General features: G+C 50.9%; 15 protein-coding genes and 3 pseudogenes. 6 read left to right on the top strand and 12 right to left on the bottom strand.

Annotated features, from left to right (window positions below):
- Positions 1–6 precede the first annotated feature (6 nt).
- The 5 genes from FOT55_RS25055 to FOT55_RS25035 form a co-directional block, all read right to left on the bottom strand.
- Positions 7–2,004 (bottom strand): heparinase II/III domain-containing protein, encoded by a 1,998-nt coding sequence (locus FOT55_RS25055; protein ID WP_147824198.1) that lies wholly within the window; start codon positions 2,002–2,004, stop codon positions 7–9.
- Positions 2,005–2,024: 20 nt separating this feature from the next.
- Positions 2,025–3,299, bottom strand: a complete 1,275-nt coding sequence (locus FOT55_RS25050; protein WP_147824197.1) for an MFS transporter — start codon at positions 3,297–3,299, stop codon at positions 2,025–2,027.
- Positions 3,300–3,634: 335 nt separating this feature from the next.
- Positions 3,635–4,618: a PTS glucitol/sorbitol transporter subunit IIB gene (locus FOT55_RS25045; protein WP_147824196.1), complete on the bottom strand. Its 984-nt coding sequence runs from the start codon at positions 4,616–4,618 to the stop codon at positions 3,635–3,637.
- Positions 4,609–4,830 carry a hypothetical protein gene (locus tag FOT55_RS25040; protein WP_147824195.1) on the bottom strand — a complete coding sequence of 74 codons (222 nt, stop codon included), beginning with the start codon at positions 4,828–4,830 and terminating at the stop codon, positions 4,609–4,611. Before FOT55_RS25040 ends, FOT55_RS25045 begins: the two co-directional genes overlap by 10 nt.
- Positions 4,830–5,348 (bottom strand): PTS glucitol/sorbitol transporter subunit IIC, encoded by a 519-nt coding sequence (locus FOT55_RS25035; RefSeq protein ID WP_147824194.1) that lies wholly within the window; start codon positions 5,346–5,348, stop codon positions 4,830–4,832. The genes FOT55_RS25040 and FOT55_RS25035 overlap by 1 nt, the downstream gene beginning before the upstream one ends.
- Positions 5,349–5,674: 326 nt before the next feature.
- Between FOT55_RS25035 and FOT55_RS25030 the strand changes: the two genes are divergently transcribed.
- Complete coding sequence (locus tag FOT55_RS25030) at positions 5,675–6,079, top strand: helix-turn-helix domain-containing protein (RefSeq protein WP_047734841.1); 405 nt, start codon at positions 5,675–5,677, stop codon at positions 6,077–6,079.
- 777 nt (positions 6,080–6,856) lie between these two features.
- Here the strand turns inward: FOT55_RS25030 and FOT55_RS25020 are convergent.
- The 3 genes and pseudogenes from FOT55_RS25020 to FOT55_RS25010 all read right to left on the bottom strand — a co-directional run.
- Positions 6,857–7,230 (bottom strand): annotated as a pseudogene (locus FOT55_RS25020) (tyrosine-type recombinase/integrase); the annotation flags it as partial.
- A gap of 97 nt (positions 7,231–7,327) precedes the next feature.
- Positions 7,328–8,568 (bottom strand): annotated as a pseudogene (locus tag FOT55_RS25015) (integrase domain-containing protein).
- A 329-nt stretch (positions 8,569–8,897) separates the two neighbouring features.
- Positions 8,898–9,593: a hypothetical protein gene (locus FOT55_RS25010; RefSeq protein WP_238476135.1), complete on the bottom strand. Its 696-nt coding sequence runs from the start codon at positions 9,591–9,593 to the stop codon at positions 8,898–8,900.
- Between the two features lie 660 nt (positions 9,594–10,253).
- Here FOT55_RS25010 and FOT55_RS25660 point away from each other — a divergent pair.
- A pseudogene (locus FOT55_RS25660) lies at positions 10,254–10,631 on the top strand (PIN domain-containing protein); the annotation flags it as partial.
- On the opposite strand, the gene FOT55_RS25000 reads toward FOT55_RS25660, so the two are convergent.
- Positions 10,608–14,426, bottom strand: coding sequence for a YobI family P-loop NTPase (locus FOT55_RS25000; protein ID WP_147824193.1), 3,819 nt, complete (start codon positions 14,424–14,426; stop codon positions 10,608–10,610). The pseudogene FOT55_RS25660 and the gene FOT55_RS25000 sit on opposite strands and share 24 nt — an antisense overlap.
- A 255-nt stretch (positions 14,427–14,681) precedes the next feature.
- Between FOT55_RS25000 and FOT55_RS24995 the strand changes: the two genes are divergently transcribed.
- The gene (locus tag FOT55_RS24995; protein ID WP_238476134.1) at positions 14,682–15,806 is read left to right on the top strand and encodes a conjugal transfer protein TraE; all 1,125 of its coding nucleotides are present in this window, start codon (positions 14,682–14,684) and stop codon (positions 15,804–15,806) included.
- Between the two features lie 347 nt (positions 15,807–16,153).
- Here the strand turns inward: FOT55_RS24995 and FOT55_RS24990 are convergent, their stop codons facing one another.
- Entirely contained in the window at positions 16,154–16,408 is a 255-nt protein-coding gene (locus FOT55_RS24990; RefSeq protein WP_204275850.1) for a hypothetical protein, read from the bottom strand.
- Positions 16,409–16,436: 28 nt separating this feature from the next.
- Positions 16,437–16,850, bottom strand: coding sequence for an MchS3 family protein (gene mchS3 / locus FOT55_RS24985; protein ID WP_147824192.1), 414 nt, complete (start codon positions 16,848–16,850; stop codon positions 16,437–16,439).
- 388 nt (positions 16,851–17,238) lie between these two features.
- Here mchS3 and FOT55_RS24980 point away from each other — a divergent pair, with 388 nt between their 5' ends.
- From FOT55_RS24980 to FOT55_RS24970, 3 genes are read left to right on the top strand one after another with little or no spacing between them, the layout of a single operon-like run.
- Complete coding sequence (locus FOT55_RS24980) at positions 17,239–18,513, top strand: HlyD family secretion protein (protein ID WP_084827850.1); 1,275 nt, start codon at positions 17,239–17,241, stop codon at positions 18,511–18,513.
- The gene (locus FOT55_RS24975; protein ID WP_087763247.1) at positions 18,506–20,620 is read left to right on the top strand and encodes a peptidase domain-containing ABC transporter; all 2,115 of its coding nucleotides are present in this window, start codon (positions 18,506–18,508) and stop codon (positions 20,618–20,620) included. Before FOT55_RS24980 ends, FOT55_RS24975 begins: the two co-directional genes overlap by 8 nt.
- Positions 20,617–21,267, top strand: a complete 651-nt coding sequence (locus FOT55_RS24970) for a CPBP family intramembrane glutamic endopeptidase (RefSeq protein WP_084827849.1) — start codon at positions 20,617–20,619, stop codon at positions 21,265–21,267. The genes FOT55_RS24975 and FOT55_RS24970 overlap by 4 nt, the downstream gene beginning before the upstream one ends.
- Positions 21,268–21,297: 30 nt before the next feature.
- On the opposite strand, the gene FOT55_RS24965 is transcribed toward FOT55_RS24970, so the two are convergent.
- The gene (locus FOT55_RS24965; protein ID WP_147824191.1) at positions 21,298–21,870 is read right to left on the bottom strand and encodes a hypothetical protein; all 573 of its coding nucleotides are present in this window, start codon (positions 21,868–21,870) and stop codon (positions 21,298–21,300) included.
- Positions 21,871–22,724 lie beyond the last annotated feature (854 nt).

Here is a 22,724-nt window from a genome sequence, read left to right as displayed (position 1 = left end):
AAGACTTCAGATAGGGGGGGTGATAATCTCCCGCTGTAAATCCGAGGCGATATTGACGGTGTTTTGCCGCAGCGAGATAACCCCGTTACGCATCAGGTCCTCTTCCGCGTGCAAGTCGATCACGTGAACGCTGATGAACACCGGTGCCCGTGAGCGGGTTTTCAGGTAGCTCAGTGACGTCAGGGGTGGGTTTGCCGGGCCCAGCAACTGGTGAAGCTCTGCCTTCGGGTCACTGCAGGCGCAGTGGATCTGGAATTTTTTTCCCATCAGGGTGCGGAACGGCACCGCGAATGTCCGCCCCATCGGACTGACGAAGCATTCGCTGAAGTAGAACATCGGGTCGCTTTTATCATAGTCACACAGGGGCAGGTAGCTTCCGGTGGTCGCCAGCCGTTCGCCGTCAATGTGCAGGATGTTATCCACTTGACGGCGGTTGGGGTTGGTCACGCGGGTGATATCCACCACTATGTGTTCATACACAATCACCTTGCGACGATAAACAATGTCCCGGTAGGCGTGGGTGTTCCACTCTATATGGGTCAGGCTGGGCACATCGGGTGGGGGCTCACGCCAGTCTACCTCGACCGTCACCTCGGCGTACTTTTCCGTCTCTGTAAAGCTCAGTGTCTGCGGACTGGCGGGCGGCTGGTTGGACTCTTCTGCACACAGGACGTTATGGGTAAGCGTGTTCTTGTAGTAGCTGTAGTGCATCGGAGCCCCGTAACCAGTGGTGCCCATATCAGGAAGAATAGCCACGTTCTGGTCGTAAATAATGAGCCCGGGCTTATCGTAGTGATCGTGCTCGCCCCCGTAGGGGGTGTGCTTGACGACCACCGCCCGACCCTGATCGGGATTGCGGAAGATAGTGATACCGTTATCCGGGTCGTGATAATTGCCCGTCTCCCGGACCGGCTCCGTGATGCGCAGCCGCGGATCACCGTACAGGAAGGCACCGAGGCTGGTCCGGGGCTCCTTGTCATAGATGATGGAGAGCATGCGCGCATAGTTGTCTTCCCCGTAGCAGGCGTAGGCAAACTCATAAAGGTCAGGGTAGGTCACCGTGTCTTTCATCGGGATGCAGTCATTGAATGCGGGCTCGGTGCCATCCGGCATCAGCAGCTTAATGGGCAGGTCGAGCATTTGCCTGTAGTACGGCTGCGCCATCAGGCTGTAGTCCTGATGGGCGTAGCGGACCATGCGCTCAAATTCGAAGAAGCCCTGCAGGGCATAATGGTGATAGTGCAGGGACCCTTCAAACCACAGGCCGCCTTTGAGGACCCCACACCTGAGCTGGTCGTGCAGACCCCAGACGGCATTGACGCCGGTCTGCAGATAGCAGGGATCATCCAGCACCGCACCGGTCATGGCCAGCGCACTGTTGATCCGTACTTCATGGTTATGCAGCTGCTTCCAGCGTTTGCTGATGAGAAATTCGGCGCAGGCCCGGAGTAAATCACGCTCGATGGTGGTTCGTTCTGCCGGGGCCAGTGCGTCATAAATGAGATCGTAGCCCTTCACAAACCCGGACAGACACAGGGCTTCACAGAGCGTCTGGGCATTCATTTTTCCGGGGCCGTTATAGGGGATCCCCCCGTGTTCGGCATAGCCGGGGTAGTAGCGCGCGTACGCCATGAGAATATCCCGCACCCGCGTGAAATAGACCTGCTTTCCGGTGAGCATCCAGGCGATACCCAGTTCATAACAGGCCCGGGCGTTCAGGTCGTTGAGTTTTCGCCACCAGGCTCCCCGGTACGGTTCCCCGGTCAGAACTTCGTTATCGACCGGGCAATGGTAGGCTTCCGGCGAAAGCCGGTCCCAGATAAGCGGGACGCCATGTTTCGGGCAGTAGTAGAAGAGCTCCCAACTGGCACATCCTGTTTCGGGGACCAGAACGGGGTGGTTAAGCACGACCTCATTGTCCTCGCGTATTTTTTTAAGGATGCGTGGATCGTCGTGGCTGGCCTGTCTCAGGCGCTGGATATCGGACGGACTGAACTGTTTCATGATGATTTCTCCCGGTGGGGTCAGAGACCCGGGTTAAGGACAGTGTCGCGGACGGGATCGGCGCGGGGAATGCTGAGTAGCGTCCAGAGCAGGGCAGCCCCGATAAGATCGAGGAAGCCCAGCACGTCGAAGACCAGGCTATAGCCGATACTGGCCACGGCGGCCCCGATCAGCAGCGTCCCGAGAAATCCCCCCACACCGCCGACCAGCCCGGCAAAGCCGGTGACGGTGCCGACCTCATCCTCGTTAAAGAATTCAGCCGACATGCTGATCACCGTGATGGAGGCACACTGGTGGGCGAACCCGGCGACGCAGAAGAGAGTGATGGCCATCCCGGTGGTGGTGACAAAGTTAAGCAGCGGGATAAGCATCATCAGGCAGGCCGCCAGGGTGAAGGTGATGCGTTTGGCATTAATGAGGGCGATCCCGCGACGGTTAAGCCACTGGGCAAACAGGCCTGCAAAGAGACAGCCTGCGTCGGCGGTGAGGAACGGCAGCCAGGCGAAGAGGGCTATTTGTTTCAGATCCAGATGGCGGACGGTCACCAGATAGAGGGGCATCCAGAAGCCCAGCGCGGCCCAGGTGGGGTCCGCAAACAAACGGGGCAGGGAGATAGCCCAGAGGTTACGCCGGGGCAACAGTGATTTCAGCGAGACACGGCGTGTGGCCCTGATATGCGTCGCTTCGCGGCCAATCAGAGCGAGCTCTTCTTCTGTCATAAGGGCATGCTTTTCCGGGGCGCGGTAGGCAATCAGCCAGAGCACGGACCAGACAATCCCGAAGACGCTCGCCACGACGAAGGCGATGCGCCAGTTGTAATGGATGATGGACCAGGCGACCACGGGTGGCGCGAGCATGGCCCCGGCTGAAGTGCCGATGCTGTAGATCCCACAGGCCAGGCCGCGCTCCCGGGGCGGAAACCACTGGGCGGAGACTTTCATTCCGGCAGGATTGAAGGTGGACTCGGTGAGGCCAATGCCCGTCCGGAGTATCATCATGGGGATCCAGGAGCTGAAGAAACCGGTCAGCGCGTTAAAGACGGACCAGAGGATGGCCATCATGGCGAAGACCCAGCGTACGCCGAACCGGTCCATGATATAGCCGGCACAGACCCCGCCCACCGGGTAAGCAAGGTTAAAGGCGGCGGTGATCCAGGCGTACTGCTGTTCGGTGAAGCCGATGTCCTTCAGCATGGTCGGAGCAGCGATACCGAGAGTATTGCGGGACAGGTAGTTAGTGATGGTGCCCATCATAACCAGGACAATAATGTACCATCGTAGATTCTTAATTTTCATTTCCAGGGCATCCTTTTCTATCCGTTAATGCGTTAGCTTTGGCGTCCTGCCTGAATAACGCGTGAGCGAAGCCGTTGCCCGTATGCGAAATAAAGGCCAGAGACGAAATCAGGTAGTACTGTCAGTCAGGTTATGTGTGGGTTCAGATACCTCCCCGTGCATGGGTATTGGTCAGTTTCAGGCAACAGTTATCCCCACCCGGTAAGGGTGTGATGAACCGTTTACTGTTATCCTTTCGGCCCGATACGGTGAACCCGTCAGCCGTCAGCGCCCTCCTGGGGGCGTTATCCCCTGTGGTCGGCTATCCGCATATCGCCCTCCTCATCAGCCGTGCGTCAGGTAAACAGTCCGGTGGCACAGAGCCAGCCGATGATGACGGCCAGCGGTCCCGTCAACTGGCGGGAGAGTAAAAAAGCAGGTACCCCGGCGGCGATAGTGGCCCGGCGGGCTCCCTGAATAGCGAGCCCCACGGGAATGAAATCGCATCCGACCTGCACGTTGATGGCGAACAGGGCGGGCAGAGCCAGGGCGGGAGGCAGAGTCCCGGCCCCAATCTGCGTTCCGATAATCACGCCAGCCACCTGTGTGAAGGCCGCCCCCGGCCCGAGCAGCGGGGAAAGGAACGGGAAGCTGCAGATGACCGAGAGCAGCAGGAGTCCCCATACCGAGCCTACTAGTGGGGTCAGCAGGTGTTCCATGGCGGCCCCCAGGGTTGAGTTTTCAGCGAGTGCCATCAGCAGGGCGATCAGGGCCATAAAGGGCAGGATGTCGCGCAGTGATACCTGAATAGCCTCCCGTGCTGCATCGCGTAACAGGGGAAGCACTTCCCCCGCCCACAGGGCCAGACGAACCTCCCCGGCGGCAAGGCACTTAATCCCGCGTGGCGCGGGGGGCGAGTGGCGAATCACTGGCCCGGACTCCCGTATGGGCGATGAGACTGGATCGGGCACGGTGTGTATGTCCGCCCGGGCAACTTCGGAGAGGGTCACCCCGGAGACATAGGTGGCATCGGTGATGAAGTTTGCGAGATGGCCGTTGTAGCGACCCGGCCGGACGTTGATCACCGGAATGTGCTTCTGAGAGTAAAGGCCGCAGAGCAGGGAGCTCGTGTCATCGAGCACCACGCAGAGCAGCCGTTCGTCGGGGGGCAGGGTGGAATAGCCGTTGACCAGCTCGGACTCGGTCAGGGCCGCCAATTCGATGGCGACGGGATGAAAATCCCCGCCTGTAAGGCACAGGATAACCCGGCCGCTGCGCAATGGAAGCCAGAAGCCAGTGCCGCTGCCCCCGGGGCCGGGGGTGATGTGAATCAACTCCATGGATAACCCTCCTCGATGATGAACGCGCTACACCGATCGGCAAGCTCTGACATCGGATCGCCCGGATGCTCGACCCCGTCGTGGAGAGGCACATGTGCATGGTCGAAGAACATGACCAGGATGCCGTTCCCGGACAGAGACCCCCGCGCCCGTGAGCGGCCGTTTTTCACATGGGTTCCCGGCTTGCAGATGAGGGTGTGGTAGCGTTGCATCAGCGTTTCCCTCGTGAGGTGATCCGCAGAAAGATCCACTCTGTGACTATGCCCCGGATAAGGCTGATCAGCACGGCAGTCAGGAGATAGCGCCAAGCCAACTGGATCACGGGCAGACCATGGATCCGAAGTCCGGCTGTAATGCTTAACCAGGCGACCAGTTCAGGGGTCACCACCACCGGGAAGGCAGTGGACAGAGGATGGGCAAGGGTGGTGAGCGCATCCTCGAAGCCGGGCTTACTTTTCTCCGGCAACACGAACCCGAGGGCCAGTGCCCCTGGAGCCCGGAGCAGCAACCAGCCAATGACTGGCAGGAGCCCGTAGGTGAGCACCCGGGAACGGCCACAAAGCCGGGCGAGGGCCTCCGTTTGCGCAGTACCTACAAGGCGCAGGGTCACGGTGAGCAGGATCCGCATGAACAGAAATACGGGCAGTATGGTGACGGCCAGCGTGAGAAAATGGCCGCTGGCGCTCTGGATAAAGGTAAGGATGCCGTCGTTCAGGCTAAGCAGTTCCATGTCCAGTCCTCTGTCTGGAGAAAAAAACGTGGCCCTGGCAAACCGACTAGGAGGAGCCAGCATGGCTGATACAACAATCAGGGGCCCCGGACACAGTGGTGGTACAGATTCAAGCACCTGCTTAGTTTTTTTCAGGGCGAGCGCAGGCGTGGCATTTCAGCCCTGTTTATGCGATCCTCAAAAGTTAGATTTGCAAAGCCATTGCTTGCAAAACATACATTTAGCTTATCGCAAGATCTTGTTAATTTAAAGGTGTTTATTTAGCGATTTATTGTGATTTATGTGTGTTCATTTAATTCAATAAGTTGAAAGTCGCTGGCGCAAAAATGTCTAAATCAGAAAAAGATCTACTCGAAGATATGAATGCTTTCGAATTCGGCCGGAGGCTGACTGATGCTATGTCTGCGACAGATGACACAGTTAGCTCACTTGTTGTCAAAACAGGTATACCTAACTCGACTATCAGGAGTTATCTGAAGGGAGACTCAGTTCCTGGGATTTTACAGCTTAAAAAATTAGCTTCTGGGATGGGCATCAAAGCGGGATGGCTATTGGGCGACGAGGATGGTCAACCCGCATTGCGGTCGGATGCTGATGCGCTTGAAAAAGATCTCGAGTTACTTAACAGTATGTTCAGATATATGACGCCAGGACAGAGAGCCAGAATCTTAAAGCGAGTGCTTAACAGTATTTCTGGCCAACTGGATAAGGATTTTGACGGAAGTAGGTAAGGGGAGTAGTACAGTTGTTATCGAGGAAATCATGAGCTTGATTATTCGGTTAAATGACTGACGTCCAGTTAAAGTAAACCCCAAAAAACAGAGAGCTTATTTAAGCTCAATGAGCCTTACTTGCCATTCGCCCCATGACATCGCCCAGCCATTACGCCCCACGGTGTTGGGCGATGTCATGGGGCGATAGCCAGGTCGCGCTGCGGCAAAGTGCCGTAAAGCTGTGCTTCCCGGCACAACATCCCGAACGCCTGTAAATGCGGGCTGGACGCCCTTATTTCCAGTCTCATAGGGGTAATGTCGCGTCTGGACGCCGCGCCAAAACCCCCAGGGTCAAAAGCGGCACACCGTCACGCGCAACGCTACCGGCTTCTGGCCGGAGACTTAGCGGCGACGGTGTGCGGGGCAAGCCCCCCAAATAAACCGACGCGTGGGCGCGTCTTTTTGCTCGCTGGGGCGGCAAAATTTATTCGGCTCCCCCCGGCCTGCCCGGTTCCCCCGGGGTGAACGCTCGCAGGTGGGTTCGGGCGACGCAAATTAGCCATTTCTTCGAAATGGAATTTACTCACCTCACGCCACTTTTTAATTTCTGCTGTTCGCATCCATTAAAAAGCCATACAAGCGCAGCCTGCCATATCGATTGTCCCTGAAGCACGGGTAATGACGATGGTGAATAATCCCGCTGTTTTATCAGGGCTCAGTGCTCGCTCTGTTGCAATCCACCTCAGTCATTTGTTTGCACAGAAGAGGCTTATTCCTTCGGTGCATAAGTCTGGCTCAGGCAACCTTAATCGATTTCTCAAAGCGATAAGCTAGGATGAATTGATGCTGACAGGCACCAAGATAATCCGACCACCATTGCATCATCTGAGTCCGTTCGTCGAGGTGTTCCGCTTTGTGAATATACGCGGCGCGAACGTGATTGCGCTCCTGATGGCTCATCTGCCGCTCCACAGCATCTTTTGACCAGCGACCTGATTCGATCAACGCGCTACACGCTATCGTACGGAAGCCATGTCCACCTGTGTGTCATAACCCATTGTGCGCAGCGCCTTGTTGATGGTGTTCTCACTCATTGGCTTATGAGCATCGTGAGCGCCGGGAAAGAGTAAATCCCCGTTGCCGGATAATAGTTTTAGCTTTGAACAGACCTTGTCGTGAGGACTGTATTTTTCTACTTGGAGGAAGCCCAATTTCACACCATATATTATTTGTGGTATGAAATCGGAGAAATATGGCTTCACATAATCAATTAATCGCTTTCAGCCCCCGGATCCCGCCCTCCAGTAGGCTGCCATTATCCGCTGCTTTCACAAAGTCGGCCCACCATTGCATCATGGGACGGCGTTGCTCCAGATAGTCGCTACGGTTATAAGCACGGCGTACTTCATTTTTATCCACATGAGCGAGAGCGGCTTCGATGACATCGGGCGGAAAGCCTTGCTCATTGAGTGCGGTGCTGGCGATTGACCGCATGCCATGTGATACCAGGATACCACCCAATCCGGCGCGTTTTAGTGCGGCATTGACCGTCTGGCTACTCATTGGTTGTAACGGTTTAATGCGGCTGGAGAAAACATATTCCCGTTGGCTGCTTAAGGGCCTCATAAGTTCCAGAACAGCTAATGCCTGAACGGACAGTGGAACTATATGTGCACGCTTCATTTTCATGCGCTCCGCCGGGATACGCCATTCTCTGGCGTCTAGATCGATTTCCTGCCAGCGTGTATCAGAAGCCTCGGAAGGACGGGTGAGGGTGAGAAGCTGCCACATGAATAAACATCGAGTTGGTAATTCAATGCTTGCCAGTCGCATCGTCTGCATCAGTTGTGGTAGTTGATCAGGGCGGATGCTGGGCATATGTTTTTTTTGCGGTTTCTCGAATGCCTTGCTGATGTTAATGCTCGGAGCGGTATCGATCAGGCCAGCATTCATGGCATAAATCATTACCTCATTAATCCGCTGACATAAGCGCCTGACTGTTTCCAGAGCGCCTCTGGATTGTACTGGCTGGATAGCCTGTACCAGCGTGGGGGCTTTAATGTCTGTAATACTTATTTCTCCGATGGCAGGGAAAATATCTTTTTCGAGGGAACGCCAGATGTCTGAGGCATAGTCGGCAGTTATGCTGCTCTTTTTTAACTGTAGCCACTGTCCGGCAACGATCTTAAAGGTATTGGATTGAGCTTCCAGCGCCTGCCTGCGTAGGGATTGTTGGTGTGTGTAAGGATCGATATCTTTGGTCAGAAGGTTCCGGGCTTCGTGGCGGCGTTGTCGGGCATCGGCTAGGGTGACTTCGGGATAGGCCCAAAAGTCAGTTTTGCCCGTTTTTGGTTAAAAGGCTGAGAATAACGATATTGCCAGACTTTTTTCCCGCTGGTCTTGATCAGTAGTTGTAGGCCATCACCATCATGTAGCGTGTATTCCGCTTCTTTAGGCCTGGCGTTTTTTATCTCTGTATCCGTAAGCGGTTTTGTCAGACGAGCCATATGTACCTCACGATTTAGGTACCCGATAGTTAGGTACCTGACGACTGGGTACCTAACAAGGCACCTAAAGGCAGCGGAAGTCACAACACCCTGTAATATGTACGGAGATACAAAAAAGCCCGCAAGGCTTGCGCCGTGCGGGCTTTCAGGATTTCACCGGACACATCCGGATCATTATTTGGTGGGCTGGGGGAATCTGAATAATTTTATTAACTCATTGTAAAATTAGTAAAAATATGAATTCAGATTTGTTTGGTATACCTAAGCGTATACCAATGCAGAAAAGTAAGACCGATTTAGAGGGCGATTCTAGAATCTGGCATCACCAGTTAATGCCTTTTTTCCCATGCTTGTTTGATGAGTTGCATATCAGGTTTGAAGCGCGACATGTGGCGGATACCAACCACAGGCACATCTAATTGCTTAAACCGTGCTGTAAAGCAGAACGTAGAGTAGTAGCGGTTTCGGCTTATGTACTCGGGCTCATGGCCATCGCCGAATGCTTTTAAAAGCAAGTGAGCTGCTGAGTGAGAGTTCATTCCGTTACTGTAAGCAATAATTAGCTCAGGTTTGCATAGGGGGACGGTAACGTTTTCAAAGAAACCCATCGATTTTTCAATCAGTCGATCCAAACTGCCAATCGCGCGCTCTTGAGCCCTTTTTTTGAGCGACAGGGCATCTTTAGAACACAAGAGTAGTGCATTGGTATAGACAGTATCTTGCCATCTAAAGCCTAGCTGTTCAGGGACGGATTGCAGGCGGCTTGCCAAATGTTTGATGCCCCATTCACCTTCGGCACCAGCCTGAACATTAGAGAAACAAAGTGAATTAAAACCGTTTATCACTGCTTCAGCATTTGTAAAACCGCCATCCGCTGATGAGCCGTTGAACCCGACCATGATTAAGCGCTTTCTTGCTGGTTTAGCTGCTAACAATTCGAAGGAACAATCATAAGGACGGCCGGGTAGTTCGCTTAAATCATGCCGTCCTAAACCTTCCAAAATTATTTTCTTGGTCGTTTCCATCTTAACGGTTACCCCATCAAAGAGTCTTTTTTGGCTCTGCCACATGATAGAGCCAATCTGCCATTTTGCTCAGAAAAAAAAGATTTATAGGAAAACTGTTCACCCTAAACACCTTTTTATTTTATCCTTTTATTTCAATGCATTGATAGGTGCATAGCTACCTTCTTGGTGTACACCCCTGTTCACCTACAGGGTGAACAGTCTGAATCGCAGGCACAAAAAAACCGGCCTGAGCCGGTTTTGGGAGCGCTTGTCGTTATGATATTGGCCGTTCAGCGGCCGATAGGATGCCCTGGTGTTGCTGCATGTATTCGGGTCATTGCCACTATAGGCGGCGCGGCGATTGAGCGTCCAATGGGTTCGGCAGATCAATAATGGCCTATTGATCGGCTCGGCCGATCGACCCGCTCATCGTCACACCGCCCCGCACTTAGGCAGCCAGTCCGCTTCGCACTCTTCGCTCTGTCAACGCCACGATCTTTAGGGACTTATATCACTGGCGCTGACAGCTCAATATCAGGTTGGTTTGTATTCCCTGCTTGGTGCGGCGTTTCAGCAGCGTATGCTCATACTCTTTCAGCGTCTGCGGCACCGTCTAGTGCAAAATGGCATCTGGATAGATCATGATTTGGCGTGCATCTCCGATGCGTGGTTTAGGTTATCACCTACTCGGAAATACGTTTCGGTGTCATCGAGAAGAAAACCTGATCGCGTCACTCGCAGCTGGTCGACGCGTTCTGCGTCCGCCCTGATGCCGTGCTGACCTTGAAGAGCTGGGCGGCGGTGGACGCCACCTCGAAAATTTAGGCGATTCTGGTCGTGGTCGGGATGCCGATCGGTCCCAACGACACGGCGATCACCGGGCATGCCGCTGCATCCGGTGTCGTGTTGGTGACGAATGGTGTAAGAGAATTTGAGCAGGTACCGGGCCTAACGCTGGAGGATTGGGAAAGATTGCGGAGTAAAGTAAGGCCGTCATCTGGGCGGCCTTACTCCCTTTCACCTACGTTCGGCTTAATCTTTTTCAGCGTTAGTTAATGGCTCTATACGGATACGTGTACTTTCGTGAGTGGTTTTTGGTGGCCTGATAAATTCACTTTTTCCCAACTGGGTGGCCAAATGCCACATCGAGTCTGAATACACAATGCTGCGGTGACTCCTCTCAATGAGAAAAGCGGCATAATCCGAATGCCCGAAAGTCCTCAACACTGACCTGATAAATGTACGCGGCGCCCTGTCATCTTTCAAACATTGTATCAGCAGTGCGTGCTTCTGTCGGTCGCTGGTCAGTTTTACTGAGAGCCGGCTCAGGGTTTGCAGGCTGAGAAGCGGTCCATCAGAGAACAGTGCCTCATCTTTATCCCAGAGCCAGTTCAGGATACTAATACAGAGTTCATCAGATATCTTACCGCCATTCAGAAGTAACCGGGTAATGCGTCGGTCAAATTCTTCATCAGTATACAAAACAAGCTCGTAGTTCCCATTCAACAAGGCGGGACGGATACAAATCAGATCATAAAGAAGCGGGGTCAATCCGTCACCCTCTTCGTAAAATGCCTGATAAAGTTGTTCAAAGACACTAGCGGTTGGAGCTAACCATTTCTGATCCACCAGTACTGCCGCATTGTTCAGCGGCAAGCTGTCAGGCAACTTAATAAGAGATAACCTGAATGTCTTGGTTACCACTACAAGTGCATCTTTACTGATGTTTTCTGAAGATACTACTTTTATAAGTAACTGCGAGAGCTGAACCTCAGTCAAAGGTAATGTTTCATTTGGCAATAAAGCGTAATTAATATTGAGCCATTCACAAAATGTATCAGCGGCAACTGACGCATCTTCATCAAGTAAAAAAATTGCATTGTTCCATAAAGGGGTAATGTGATTATGATGCGTCAGAAGTGAATAAAGGTTTCCATCATGATTAGTTTCTGTTGCTTCGTTATTTTCTTTGTTTAGGATAACTGTTATGTCTTCCAGCATAAACTTCATGCTGACTATTAGGCACTCTGCATCATCCCAGTCAACCAATGCCGAATTAAGGAGGTCAGGAATGAGCTCTCTTTCTTCGGAGTGAATAAAAATATCACGGATAAACGATGATATGTTTTCATAAACATAGGCTTCAAGGTTCGTAATACGAAGCGATTTTATTGTTTTTAAAGGTTTTTTACGTAAGGGTTCATTGTTGTTTTCTATCTCATGGATGAGTGAAAAACAGAGGTTTTGCAGGTTGGATGTGGAATAGACCCACAGTTTTTCCTGTGCCACCGAATGCAGAACTTTCTTGAAGGAGTTGCTCTGAATCAAAGGGATATTAGTCAGGCGACAGTCTGAATTCCGCAGGTTTTCACAGAAAGTCTGAGCACAGTCCTCAGATATGGCTGTTAGGATATTAACGTGAGAATCAATGAGTCGCTGTAGCTCTTCCCGATCTCTCTTAGAGACGACGTTCCAAGACAGTGCCGGTAAGGACAGTAACAACGGGAGCAGAGTGTGTTGAGCTTCGATATCATTCAAGCTCCCAATCTGGTGGATAATTGTGGACAAGTTGCCATCCCCGTCGACCAATAACCTGATATATTTCAGCTGCAGAGTGAGTTCCCAGCGAGGGAAGATCTCATTGGCTAGTCTTACCATCCGCTCTGGTGCCCCAGGTTCCACCTGCATTCCCAATATAGTCTTCAAGGAAACCTTATCATTGTACATAAGGTGCCTGAGAATCTGAGGATGCCAAGCATTGTCACGCATCAGCATGCCCAGTCCGCTTAATTTTACCACAGTGTTAGCAATGTTGCTGAGGGGCATATTTGTCGTTTCATCAGGTGATCTTCCTGCTGTCACAGCCCTAATAAAGTTATTGTCTTCCGTGCTCAGGCTACCCGGCATAAATACGGAACGATAGGCCATATAGTCAGTCGAAAGATAGCCATGAGATAGAAGGAAATACAAGAAATCGATTTGTCCAGCGTTATCAGGTAAGACTACTCCGTCGTCATGCCTCGGTGATACACATGCTATGGCCCACTTAATGAAGCCTGAACTGCCCATCTTGTTGATGAAAAAAGCAAGATCATATGAGAAGGTATTCTGAATATCATATCTGAGAGTTTTGATATTCTCCTCTAAACGAGCGATGCCACCATCTGATTTTTTCAGGATAATAGAACACCTTTCCTCGTATTCGGTTTTCATACTCTCAATTGTTGTTTTTTCGACTACAGCAACATCTATGCCATACACCCTTGTGCGGATATGAAAAGCATTACCACTTAAAATTGAGAGGAATGTATCTTCATCTTCAATAACGTTTTCGAGATAAAATTGAGAGCCATTGTTACGAATGATATACAAAGTAGATTCTGTTTTCTCATTAATATATTGGTAAAGTATTTCTCTTCTTAACTCTTTTTCTGATACTATTTTATCATTCTGTAAAATGGAAAGTTCTGTATGATACTTTTTCATCCTTGTGTTAAGTGTAGTACAGTATTCCTCTCTTAATTTACCAGATGTATACTCGGTAACAATGCTGTAAAGCACCCCTTTTTTCTGATCTATTCCGTGATAATCTTCGGCGCAAAGGTTTTTGTAGGCGATGAGTGCAATCAGTCTTTTAAGATCCTCTCCGTTATTCACAATATTCCTGTAAAGCCGGAATTCGTTGGCAATATTGTGCATCACCCTCATGTCTGGAATAAACAGAGCCAGTCTGGCAATACAGTCTCTGAAGCCATCCTGTTTAAGCTCATCATGTTTAAATTTTCCAAAGAAATGCTCAGAGGCATTCTCACTGTCCATTACCGGGATCACCGGCATGACAAAATCAAAAAATTTTGTCCGTGATTCTGGCGTGCTGAAGAGATTATCTCTGACAGCGTAGATAAATCTCACCGGTTTATCAGCGGGAAGGCAGTTATTGATGAGCTGATTTATCTCACGGAGCTTGATGAAGATAGCGCCGTCGTTATGGCGGTCAAGATCCTCAAATATAACCACATTGTATTGCGTCTGTTCGAAGAAGTAGACGATTTCATCAATGTACACATTGAGCAGAGAGGGGGCTGTAGGGCGTGTAGAAATTGCTCCTTTCAGGACGTCAACTTTATCAATACTGACGCGGCGGTCAAATACCCCTGTACGGTGCAGTTTCTTCAGCGCAAGGAATAAGGTAAAGAAAAGAAATATCCCTGCGCCACCAACCCTGGCGAGTATAGGCAAAGCTAGGAGAAACTGACTCAGCTCTTTCGGCAGAGAAAGCTTCGCACTGATGTAATCAGGGAATAGAAAAAGCAGGCCTGTTGCCGTCAATGCCAGTATGAGTAACAGGCTGGCGGCCATCATGGTAATCTGAGGCGCGCTAACGTCAGAAATGCGCTCCAGACGGGAATATGGCAACACGCTTTTTTTTTCTTTGTATAACAGCTGTTGCAGGATGCTGTACTCGATTGTTTTTTCTTCAGCTTTAGCCGCTTTTTTATCAGCTTTATCACCGTCGGTTTTGTCATCCCCCACACTGGTATCTCCGGATGACGCCAGTTGCATTTCAAAATCAGCCAGAGACACGGTCATCATCCGGAAGTCATTGTTTTCTGCTTTTTCCCACGTCAGTAATACAGAGCTTTTACCTGCACCATACGGGCCAGTGACAGCAATGTTTCTGATATCCGGGCGGGAACAAGCAAAATTCAGTGCTTCGATATAGCTTTGCGCTTTTTCATCCTCAATCACTGAAGGGGTCAGAGGTTCATAAGCGATATGTATCTGTTCTTCCTGAGCATCATCAGCACTGAGTATCGGCATCAGCGCTTCCGTTCGGGATAGTCCTTGCATGTTGTTCACCCAACATTGTTTGTTTAATAGGCATTATATCGCCTGAAAACAGAAAAGATAACAAAGCCAAAGGTATACAGAAGGAGGCTGTCTAGGCACATGTAATGATGAGAGCCGGCTTCCGGTTTTCAGTTCTCGCTACCGAGATCAACCAACAAAACCAATAAAGTAATCGAATGTATTGAGTTTATTCGATTGATAGGTTATCTTTCTTATTAATGTGAAAAATGAAATACGATAGATTACAAGGGGCGAATGATGCACTCACTGAGCAAGCTGGTCCAAGCGCTTATCGCGTTTGGCAACAAAACGGCACAAGCGCAAAGCAAGGAAATGGATGACGGTCGTAAAGAGATCACGTCTATTCGGCTTAAACCCCAGACACGGGCGTATCTCCAGGTTCAGAGCGAAAACTTAGGTATCTCCGTCTCACAGCTGATCAACATCATGGTGGATGGTGTGGTATCGGTTGAAACCACACCGCAGAAAAATGTCATCGACACAATGTACGATCGATTGATGATGTTGTTTGAAAGTCACAACCTCACACCATTGGAGATTAGCCGGTTGCTGAAGCACCGGGGGGTAACTCTCTCTAAGCTCAAGTCCCGCGATGCCTTGCTCGACCTCATTACTCCAGAAATGCTGGCCGAGATTAGCGAATGGTTTGGTGTGAGGCTCACCTGGCTCAATGGACGGGGAGATGAAATTTACGAAAATAACAGCCTTACCTGGTATAAAAACACCGAGCAAATGGCGGTGTCGCTTATTCAGCGTCGGATTGAACACGGCAAACTTGACATTTACGTCATAAAGCGCGCAGGAGTCAGTTTTGCGGCGGCGGAAGAACACGACGATCATAAGCATAACCTGCGAATGGGATTCTTGCTGAAATACCCCCACAAAGTGGGTGATGTGGAATTCGACAAATATGAGCTGTGTGAATTCCAGCGCTGGAATTACAACAGATGCCGTGAGCAACTTAAACTGGTGTTCAAATTTATCAACGAGCTGGCTCAACGCACCACCGGGGTATATATGCATGGCGTTACGGTCGATGATAACCACATGGAGAAAATCTCATTGGGTCGGGTATTTCCTTCCCAGGTAAAAAATGTGTTTTCCAAACAGGGGGAATGGTATCCCGAAGAACACACCAAAGACAATTTGTCGGGATACAGCGACAAGAAGTTCCGCCAGTACATCGATACTTACTGCGGCAATCCATCGAAATCATTTATAAAAAAACGCGACGCAAATAATAATCACATCTGGGAAGTAAAGGTGTGGGGAGACAATCAGGAAACACAAGAGTACTTGTATCTCCGCAAGGCGCTGGAAGACACCTACGAGAAATATCCCCCTCCCGCAAAGAGATAAATTAATCGTTGTCCTCTCTCCGGTTGGGGAGGGGATAACAAAGCTCTTGTCGCCGTATCTCCCCTTGTTTCCGAACACCCCAATAGAGTCCTCATTCTCACAGTTATGTATCATTCTCCTTATACTGATCTTCTCCGCAAACAACGTGTGCGGCCGTCGTTCGGTATCGGACTGAGCACAAACATGATAACGCAGGGATTTTACACAATGCAGAGTGTCTAATTACAGTGGGGTTGTGTCGAAAATAAAATACAAACTGGCCGTTGATGCGCTGACTGAAAAAGCTAAAGGAAGTGGGAATAGCCGCCTCGGCAAGGCGGCTGTGATATTCAGGGAATGATTAACTATCAGAAATGACCATTGCAATCTGCTGATAAGCCTTTATTTAGGCAAAAATCAACCATACTCCCCCAAGAAGGCCCACCGCCATTAGGATACATTACACTTGATGGCGTTCCTGGGGCCCAACATGTCCCGTTTGCATCGATATAAGTCCCGTTATCAACACCGCGTTGATCGACTACATTTGTGGATTCACGGTGACCATCAGTTACAAATCCGCCGCTTACTGATGCTAACATGTTACCTGTTAACTCTTTCATTAATAATTTCCTTATAAAAAATATTTTATTACTCACATCCATGCTTCAATACTGACGTGTATTCATCGTAAAATGAAACACGTCTTAATATATCACCTTTGAGTAAGGTGATTTTGTTTTTCTTGTATGGAAGAAAAAGAGTGTCCATTTCGCGATAAGATAACTTGATTAGGCCGCAAGCAGCATATAGCTTGGCTTCTGGAGTGGCTTTTTCATCTTTTGCCAACCTAATGAAAATGTCTTTTGAGTTATTCTTATTCAGAATGGCGTTATATGCCATTTCACCGTCACTTATTTTACCAGCAAAGCCATTCATTCCAAGCGAAAAAAAAGATGCCTTTTTCAGTATTTCATACTCTGTGTTTTCAGCTGCCTTCAGAAAAGAAGAGTGTAATATCAAGAATGGAATAAGAAGTTTTAAAATTCGCATAGTAAGTTCCATTACCCTCGAGTTCCCTTTATTCATTACCTTAGCACTATAAACAAATCGGGTTCAAGAGGCAATGTCGAAAATATCATGCAGAGATAGGGTAATGCCTTAGTTGAACAGAGGGAGCAGCGTATGAATCCCTCTAAGGCGATTTTTCTGCATAACATCGTCCTGTGAGAGGTACACTGGCACTGCAAATGTGGCATTCAGTTAACGTGAGCTGCAGGAGACGCTGGCTGAACATAGCTTGAATGCCGAACACTCCACGATAGAGTTTTATCCCGTATATTGCTCAATAATCTAGTGACACCAGCTCACCACAATGCTGGTGTTTAACGAATTGTTGACGGCATAATAGGGCAGGACTAAATTCCCCCTCTCTTTATAAGGAAGCAACAAGGTGTTTCGCCAGGAAGCGATCGATAATCAGAAAATGAAATGGCGTGGCCGGGCGCTCCTACTTCCTGGCATTCCCTTTTGGCTCACGGCAGGGCTCTGCCTGTTTTTTCTCATTGCTTTTCTCACCTTCGTGGTCGCCGGTACCTATACCCGGCGGATCAATGTGACCGGCGAGATCAGCACCTATCCCCGCGCGGCCAACGTTTACTCCACGGTTCAAGGGGTAGTGGTCAAACAATTTGTCACCGAAGGGCAGGTGATCACCGCCGGAGCGCCCATTTACCAGATTGACGTCAGCAAAAGCACACGTAGTGGTGTAGTCAGCGATAACCAGCAACGGGATATCGATGGCCAGTTGGCACGCATTGCGCAAATTATCAGCCGACTGGAAAGCAGCAAGCAGGCCACGCTCACTATGCTGGAAAAACAGAAGGCGCAATATACCGCCGCGTTCTCACGCTCAACCGACATCCTTCGGCGTGCTCAGGAAGGGATACGCATCATGAAGGAGAACATGGAGAACTACCGACACTATCAGACCAAGGGACTGATCAACAAGGATCAGCTCACCAACCAGGTGGCGCTGTATTACCAGCAGCAGAACAACTTGCTGGGCCTATCCGGCCAGAACGAACAGAATGCACTGCAGATCACCGCGCTGGAAAGCCAGATCCATACCCAGGCCGCCAACTTCGACAACCAGATCTACCAGATGGAGCTGCAGCGCTACGAGCTGCAGAAGGAGCGGCTCAACATCGATGCCGGTGGAGCGATCATCGTTCGTGCGCTGGCCGATGGCCGCATCGATTCTCTGAGCGTCACGGTTGGCCAGATGGTCAACGTGGGGGACAGTCTGCTGCAAGTGATCCCCCACGACATCGATCACTACGCCCTGGTGCTGTGGGTACCTAACGATGCCATCCCCTACATTGCTGCCGGTGACAAGGTCAATGTACGTTATGACGCCTTCCCGGCGGAAAAGTTCGGCCAGTTTGCCGGTACGGTGTCCGTCATCTCCAAAGCCCCGGCCTCACCGCAGGAAATGCTGACCTATCAGGGGGCGCCCAAAGCGGCGCTGACCGCCGCCGTGCCGTACTACAAGGTGATTGTCATTCCGGAAAAACAGGCCATTGCCTATGACGGTAAACGTCTGAGCCTGGAAAACGGCATGAAAGCGCAAAGCACCCTGTTTCTGGAAAAAAGGAGGATTTATCAATGGATGCTGTCGCCGTTCTACGACATGAAACACAGCGCGACGGGGCCGGTCAATGAGTAAGCCTGCATTCAAACAGCTGGTCAGCCAACTGGATCTGCGGCTACGTCACCGGGTTCCCATGGTGCACCAGACCGAGTCGTCGGAATGCGGGCTGGCCTGTCTGGCGATGATATGCGGTTACTACGGAAAAAACATCGACCTGATCGCGCTGCGCCAGCAGTTCAACCTGTCAACCCGCGGTGCAACACTGGTTGGACTGACCGGTATCGCCGAGCAACTAGGGTTGAGCACCCGTCCCCTGTCTCTGGATCTGGACGAACTCAACGCGCTGAAACTGCCCTGCATTCTGCACTGGGAATTCAACCATTTCGTGGTGCTGGTCAGCGTCAACGGTCACCGCGCGGTGCTGCATGATCCGGCGCGCGGACGCCGGGTCATAAGCCTGACGGAACTGTCGCACAGTTTCACCGGCGTAGCGCTTGAGGCCTGGCCCGGCAGCGAATTCACCGCCGACAGCATTCGCCACCGCATTCATCTTCGCACGCTGATTGGCAGCGTACACGGGCTCAAGGGGGCGCTCGGCAAAATCTTTTGCCTGTCTCTGGTGTTCGAAACCATCAACCTGGTGATGCCCATCGGCACGCAGCTGGTGATGGATCACGCTATTCCTGCCGGGGATCGCGGGTTACTGACGCTCATCTGCGTGGGGCTGATGCTGTTCATCCTGTTGCGAGCTGCCATTGGCATGGTGCGCGCCTGGTCCGGACTGGTCATGTCGACGCTCATCAACGTGCAGTGGCAATCCGGTCTGTTTACCCACCTGTTGCGCCTGCCGCTCGGTTACTTTGAACGGCGTAAGCTGGGTGACATTCAGTCACGCTTCAGTTCACTGGATACGCTGCGCAGCACTTTCACCACCAGTATTGTCGGCGCCATCATGGACGGTATCATGGTGATTGGCGTGCTGGTGATGATGGTGCTATATGGTGGCTGGTTGACCTGGGTGGTGATCGCGTTCACCGCGCTTTATGTGCTGATGCGCCTGCTGACTTACGGGTATTATCGCCAGCTGTCCGAAGAGGCGCTGGTGAGAAATGCCCGCGCAGGTTCCTATTTTATGGAGACGCTGTACGGTATCGCCACCGTCAAGATGCAGGGCATGGCGGAACGCCGCATCGCTCACTGGCTAAATCTTGAAATCGACAGCATCAATACCGGTATCCGGATCACCCGGATGGACATGCTGTTTGGCGGGATCAACACCTTCGTGGCGGCCTGTGACCAGGTTGTTATTCTGTGGTTGGGAGCCAGTCTGGTTATTGATAATCAAATGACTATCGGCATGTTCGTCGCGTTCGGTGCTTTTCGGGGCCAGTTCTCCGATCGTATCGGGTCTCTGACGGCGTTTCTACTGCAGCTGCGCATGATGAGCCTTCATAACGAACGAATTGCCGATATTGCCCTGCATCCACGGGAAGATCGCAAGCCTGACCTCCCATATATCTCGGGAATGCAACCGATGGGGTTGTCTACCCATGCCCTGAGCTACCGGTACGACAGCCAGTCACCGGCGGTCTTTGATGCCTTGGACATCAACGTTGCACCGGGAGAAAGCGTGGCCATCGTGGGCCCGTCCGGGGCAGGCAAGACCACGCTGATGAAGGTGTTGTGCGGGCTGTTTCCTCCTGATTCAGGGAAGGTTGAGGTGAACGGCGTCGATATTCGGCAGCTCGGCATCAACAACTACCACAAGATGATCGCCTGCGTGATGCAGGACGACAAACTGTTCTCTGGCTCAATCCGGGAAAATATTTGCGGGTTCGTGGACGAGGTAGATGACGCCTGGATGGAAACCTGTGCTCGTGCCAGCTATCTGCATGAAGTGATCATGAAAATGCCTATGGGGTATGAAACCCTGATCGGCGAACTGGGGGAAGGATTATCCGGCGGACAGAAGCAACGCCTGTTTATTGCCCGGGCTATTTATAAGAAACCGGCGATTTTGTTCCTGGACGAGGCGACCAGTGCGCTGGACAAGGACAGTGAAGCGAAGGTGAATCAGGCGATTAAGGCACTCAGCATTACACGGGTGATTATTGCCCACCGCGAAACCACCATTGCCTCGGCCGATCGCGTCATCGTTCTGACCCACAAGGCGGATCAATGAATAAATCACGCTTTGCATTTACGCTGGCCTGTTTTGCGCTGGTTCTTCTCATGGTGGGCCTGACCTTTTACCCCTGGTTTCTGAGCGATAACGCCGCGTTTGTGCAAACAGGTCTGGTGTTACCCGTTCTATATCTCCTCGAGTTCGGCCTCATCGTCCCGTTATATGTGGCCTTTTTTAGCAAAGAGCATGGTATGGGCATGGGAAAAATTAACGGGCGGTTAATGATTGCGTTCACGGTATTCATTCTGCTGCTCCAATACCTAGGCGCCTATATTTTGGGGATTAGGAAAGCAGAAAGCTGGATGACCGAACAAGAAGCGGTAAGGGGGGGCGTATTTTGGGCGAACACCATCCTGTTGGTCTTTCTCGTTCCCATTTACGAGGAAATGGTATTCAGAGGGTGCCTTTTCAGTGGGTTGTTGCAGGTATTCAAAGGCAGTATCTATTGGTCTGCGCTCACGACGTCAGTTGTTTTTGCCATTCTGCATACTCAGTATTCGGATATACGCACGCTAGTGATCCTGACGCTGGTGTCACTACTTTTGATTGCTGCACGCATTTTATCGAGGGGAGTGGCTATGCCGGTATTGCTGCATATGCTGATGAATGGTTTCATCATGGCGACCAGCTATTACTTTTCATAGCGTCAGCATCGAAAACAAGGCCTCCACCCATCAGTCTTTCCTGAGTTTCAGCACATTTTTTTTCCACCATTCACTGGTCACAAAGACATAGCCTAGCGCTATAACGACAGAGTAGCACAGGTTTTTTATCACTAAAAGCCCTTTAAGTTCAGCGCTTTGAATAACATTGACCACGGTAAGACAAAATAGAAAAAGAAAAAAAACTCGGATAAATTTCTTCATAGCGAAATGAGCTCCTCCTTCGAGTGGCCGGGAGATATCCCCGGCCATCACCGCATTACCAGTGGCACTGTCCATTAACACTGTTTTTGTTGCTGTCACCGCCAAAGGCACCACGGTCGTTACCACCGTTGTTGCTGTGAGTGGCATTCCATGCGGCATCAAAACCGGCTCCGCCAAGAACACCACCGACAACGGTACCCACAATAGCGCCCAATGGTGCCCCCGGTCCAGTGAGCATCCCTCCGATAACGCCTCCGGTCGCCGCAGCTGCCGCTTGGGCTGCATCACGCCCAGAATCGTGACCACGATTGCTGCCACCATTGTTGTTGACTCGGCCGCCACCATCACGGTTATCCCCAAAATTTCCTGCACCAGAAACATGGTAGAGCATAGATGGATCAATAACTTTCATAAACAACTCCTTTTGATGATGAAACCACAGCGTGTAAAGTTATGTAAAGCGACTAATTATTAACCCACACAACGTGAGGTTTCAAGGGGAAATTGTTAGGAAAGTTTAAGTTTTTCATCAAGAGATTATCATTCGCTGGGCTGGTTGCACTCCGGCGACGCTCGGTTCAAAACGACAGGGTAGCAATACTGACGTTACCCGGCACACGCTTTATGCATAGGATATTTGATCTGAGTATTGTCTTTTTAGGCTCTGCGCATGAAAAGAGATAAGGTGTATTTAAGTTATTGATTATATGTGATATTAGTATTCGTTGTTCCAGCAGTATGATGAACTCAACTCGCCCACGATCGGAGCGCACCCGCACCATAACCCCACTCTTCCAGGTTAAGCGGGCATTTAGGGCTCGCCAGCGAGGGAGGGAGGTCGCTGAGTGGTATCAGTCGGTATATGACGCGTGTCTGCCGGTGAGAATGCAGGTGAATGAAAGAAAGGGAAGATGAACAAATAACTCAAGATTTCAAATGACCTCTCCATGCATTCCACAAAGCCCTGGTGCTTGCTGCTGACATCAGGTCACACGAATGTTTCGATGGGTTACTGGCAGAAACTGAACGATTTCCCGTACGGTTGCTGAGGTCTGGCCAGCAGGCTCCTTGCTCACTATATACGAGACTCGGACACGATGCTGCAGCTCCTAATTATCCATATGCAGGCAGTCCAGAGTGATCGGGAGGACAAAGAACCCACTGTTCATTCACATGTTATGGTGGAGTTAGGCAAAGGGTAAATTACCTGACCTATAGCCGCCGAGTGATCATTG

The organism is Serratia bockelmannii, from assembly GCF_008011855.1.
Taxonomy (GTDB): Bacteria; Pseudomonadota; Gammaproteobacteria; order Enterobacterales; family Enterobacteriaceae; genus Serratia; species Serratia bockelmannii.
This window is presented reverse-complemented; position numbering and strand designations above follow the sequence as displayed.

Excerpts from the sequence above, each read along its gene's own strand:
- FOT55_RS25055 (WP_147824198.1), bottom strand. The coding sequence starts at position 2,004 with ATGAAACAGTTCAGTCCGTCCGATATCCAGCGCCTGAGACAGGCCAGC.
- FOT55_RS25050 (WP_147824197.1), bottom strand. The coding sequence starts at position 3,299 with ATGAAAATTAAGAATCTACGATGGTACATTATTGTCCTGGTTATGATG.
- FOT55_RS25045 (WP_147824196.1), bottom strand. The coding sequence starts at position 4,618 with ATGGAGTTGATTCACATCACCCCCGGCCCCGGGGGCAGCGGCACTGGC.
- FOT55_RS25040 (WP_147824195.1), bottom strand. The coding sequence starts at position 4,830 with ATGCAACGCTACCACACCCTCATCTGCAAGCCGGGAACCCATGTGAAA.
- FOT55_RS25035 (WP_147824194.1), bottom strand. The coding sequence starts at position 5,348 with ATGGAACTGCTTAGCCTGAACGACGGCATCCTTACCTTTATCCAGAGC.
- FOT55_RS25030 (WP_047734841.1), top strand. The coding sequence starts at position 5,675 with ATGTCTAAATCAGAAAAAGATCTACTCGAAGATATGAATGCTTTCGAA.
- FOT55_RS25010 (WP_238476135.1), bottom strand. The coding sequence starts at position 9,593 with ATGGAAACGACCAAGAAAATAATTTTGGAAGGTTTAGGACGGCATGAT.
- FOT55_RS25000 (WP_147824193.1), bottom strand. The coding sequence starts at position 14,426 with ATGCAAGGACTATCCCGAACGGAAGCGCTGATGCCGATACTCAGTGCT.
- FOT55_RS24995 (WP_238476134.1), top strand. The coding sequence starts at position 14,682 with ATGATGCACTCACTGAGCAAGCTGGTCCAAGCGCTTATCGCGTTTGGC.
- FOT55_RS24990 (WP_204275850.1), bottom strand. The coding sequence starts at position 16,408 with ATGAAAGAGTTAACAGGTAACATGTTAGCATCAGTAAGCGGCGGATTT.
- mchS3 (WP_147824192.1), bottom strand. The coding sequence starts at position 16,850 with ATGGAACTTACTATGCGAATTTTAAAACTTCTTATTCCATTCTTGATA.
- FOT55_RS24975 (WP_087763247.1), top strand. The coding sequence starts at position 18,506 with ATGAGTAAGCCTGCATTCAAACAGCTGGTCAGCCAACTGGATCTGCGG.
- FOT55_RS24970 (WP_084827849.1), top strand. The coding sequence starts at position 20,617 with ATGAATAAATCACGCTTTGCATTTACGCTGGCCTGTTTTGCGCTGGTT.
- FOT55_RS24965 (WP_147824191.1), bottom strand. The coding sequence starts at position 21,870 with ATGTTTCTGGTGCAGGAAATTTTGGGGATAACCGTGATGGTGGCGGCC.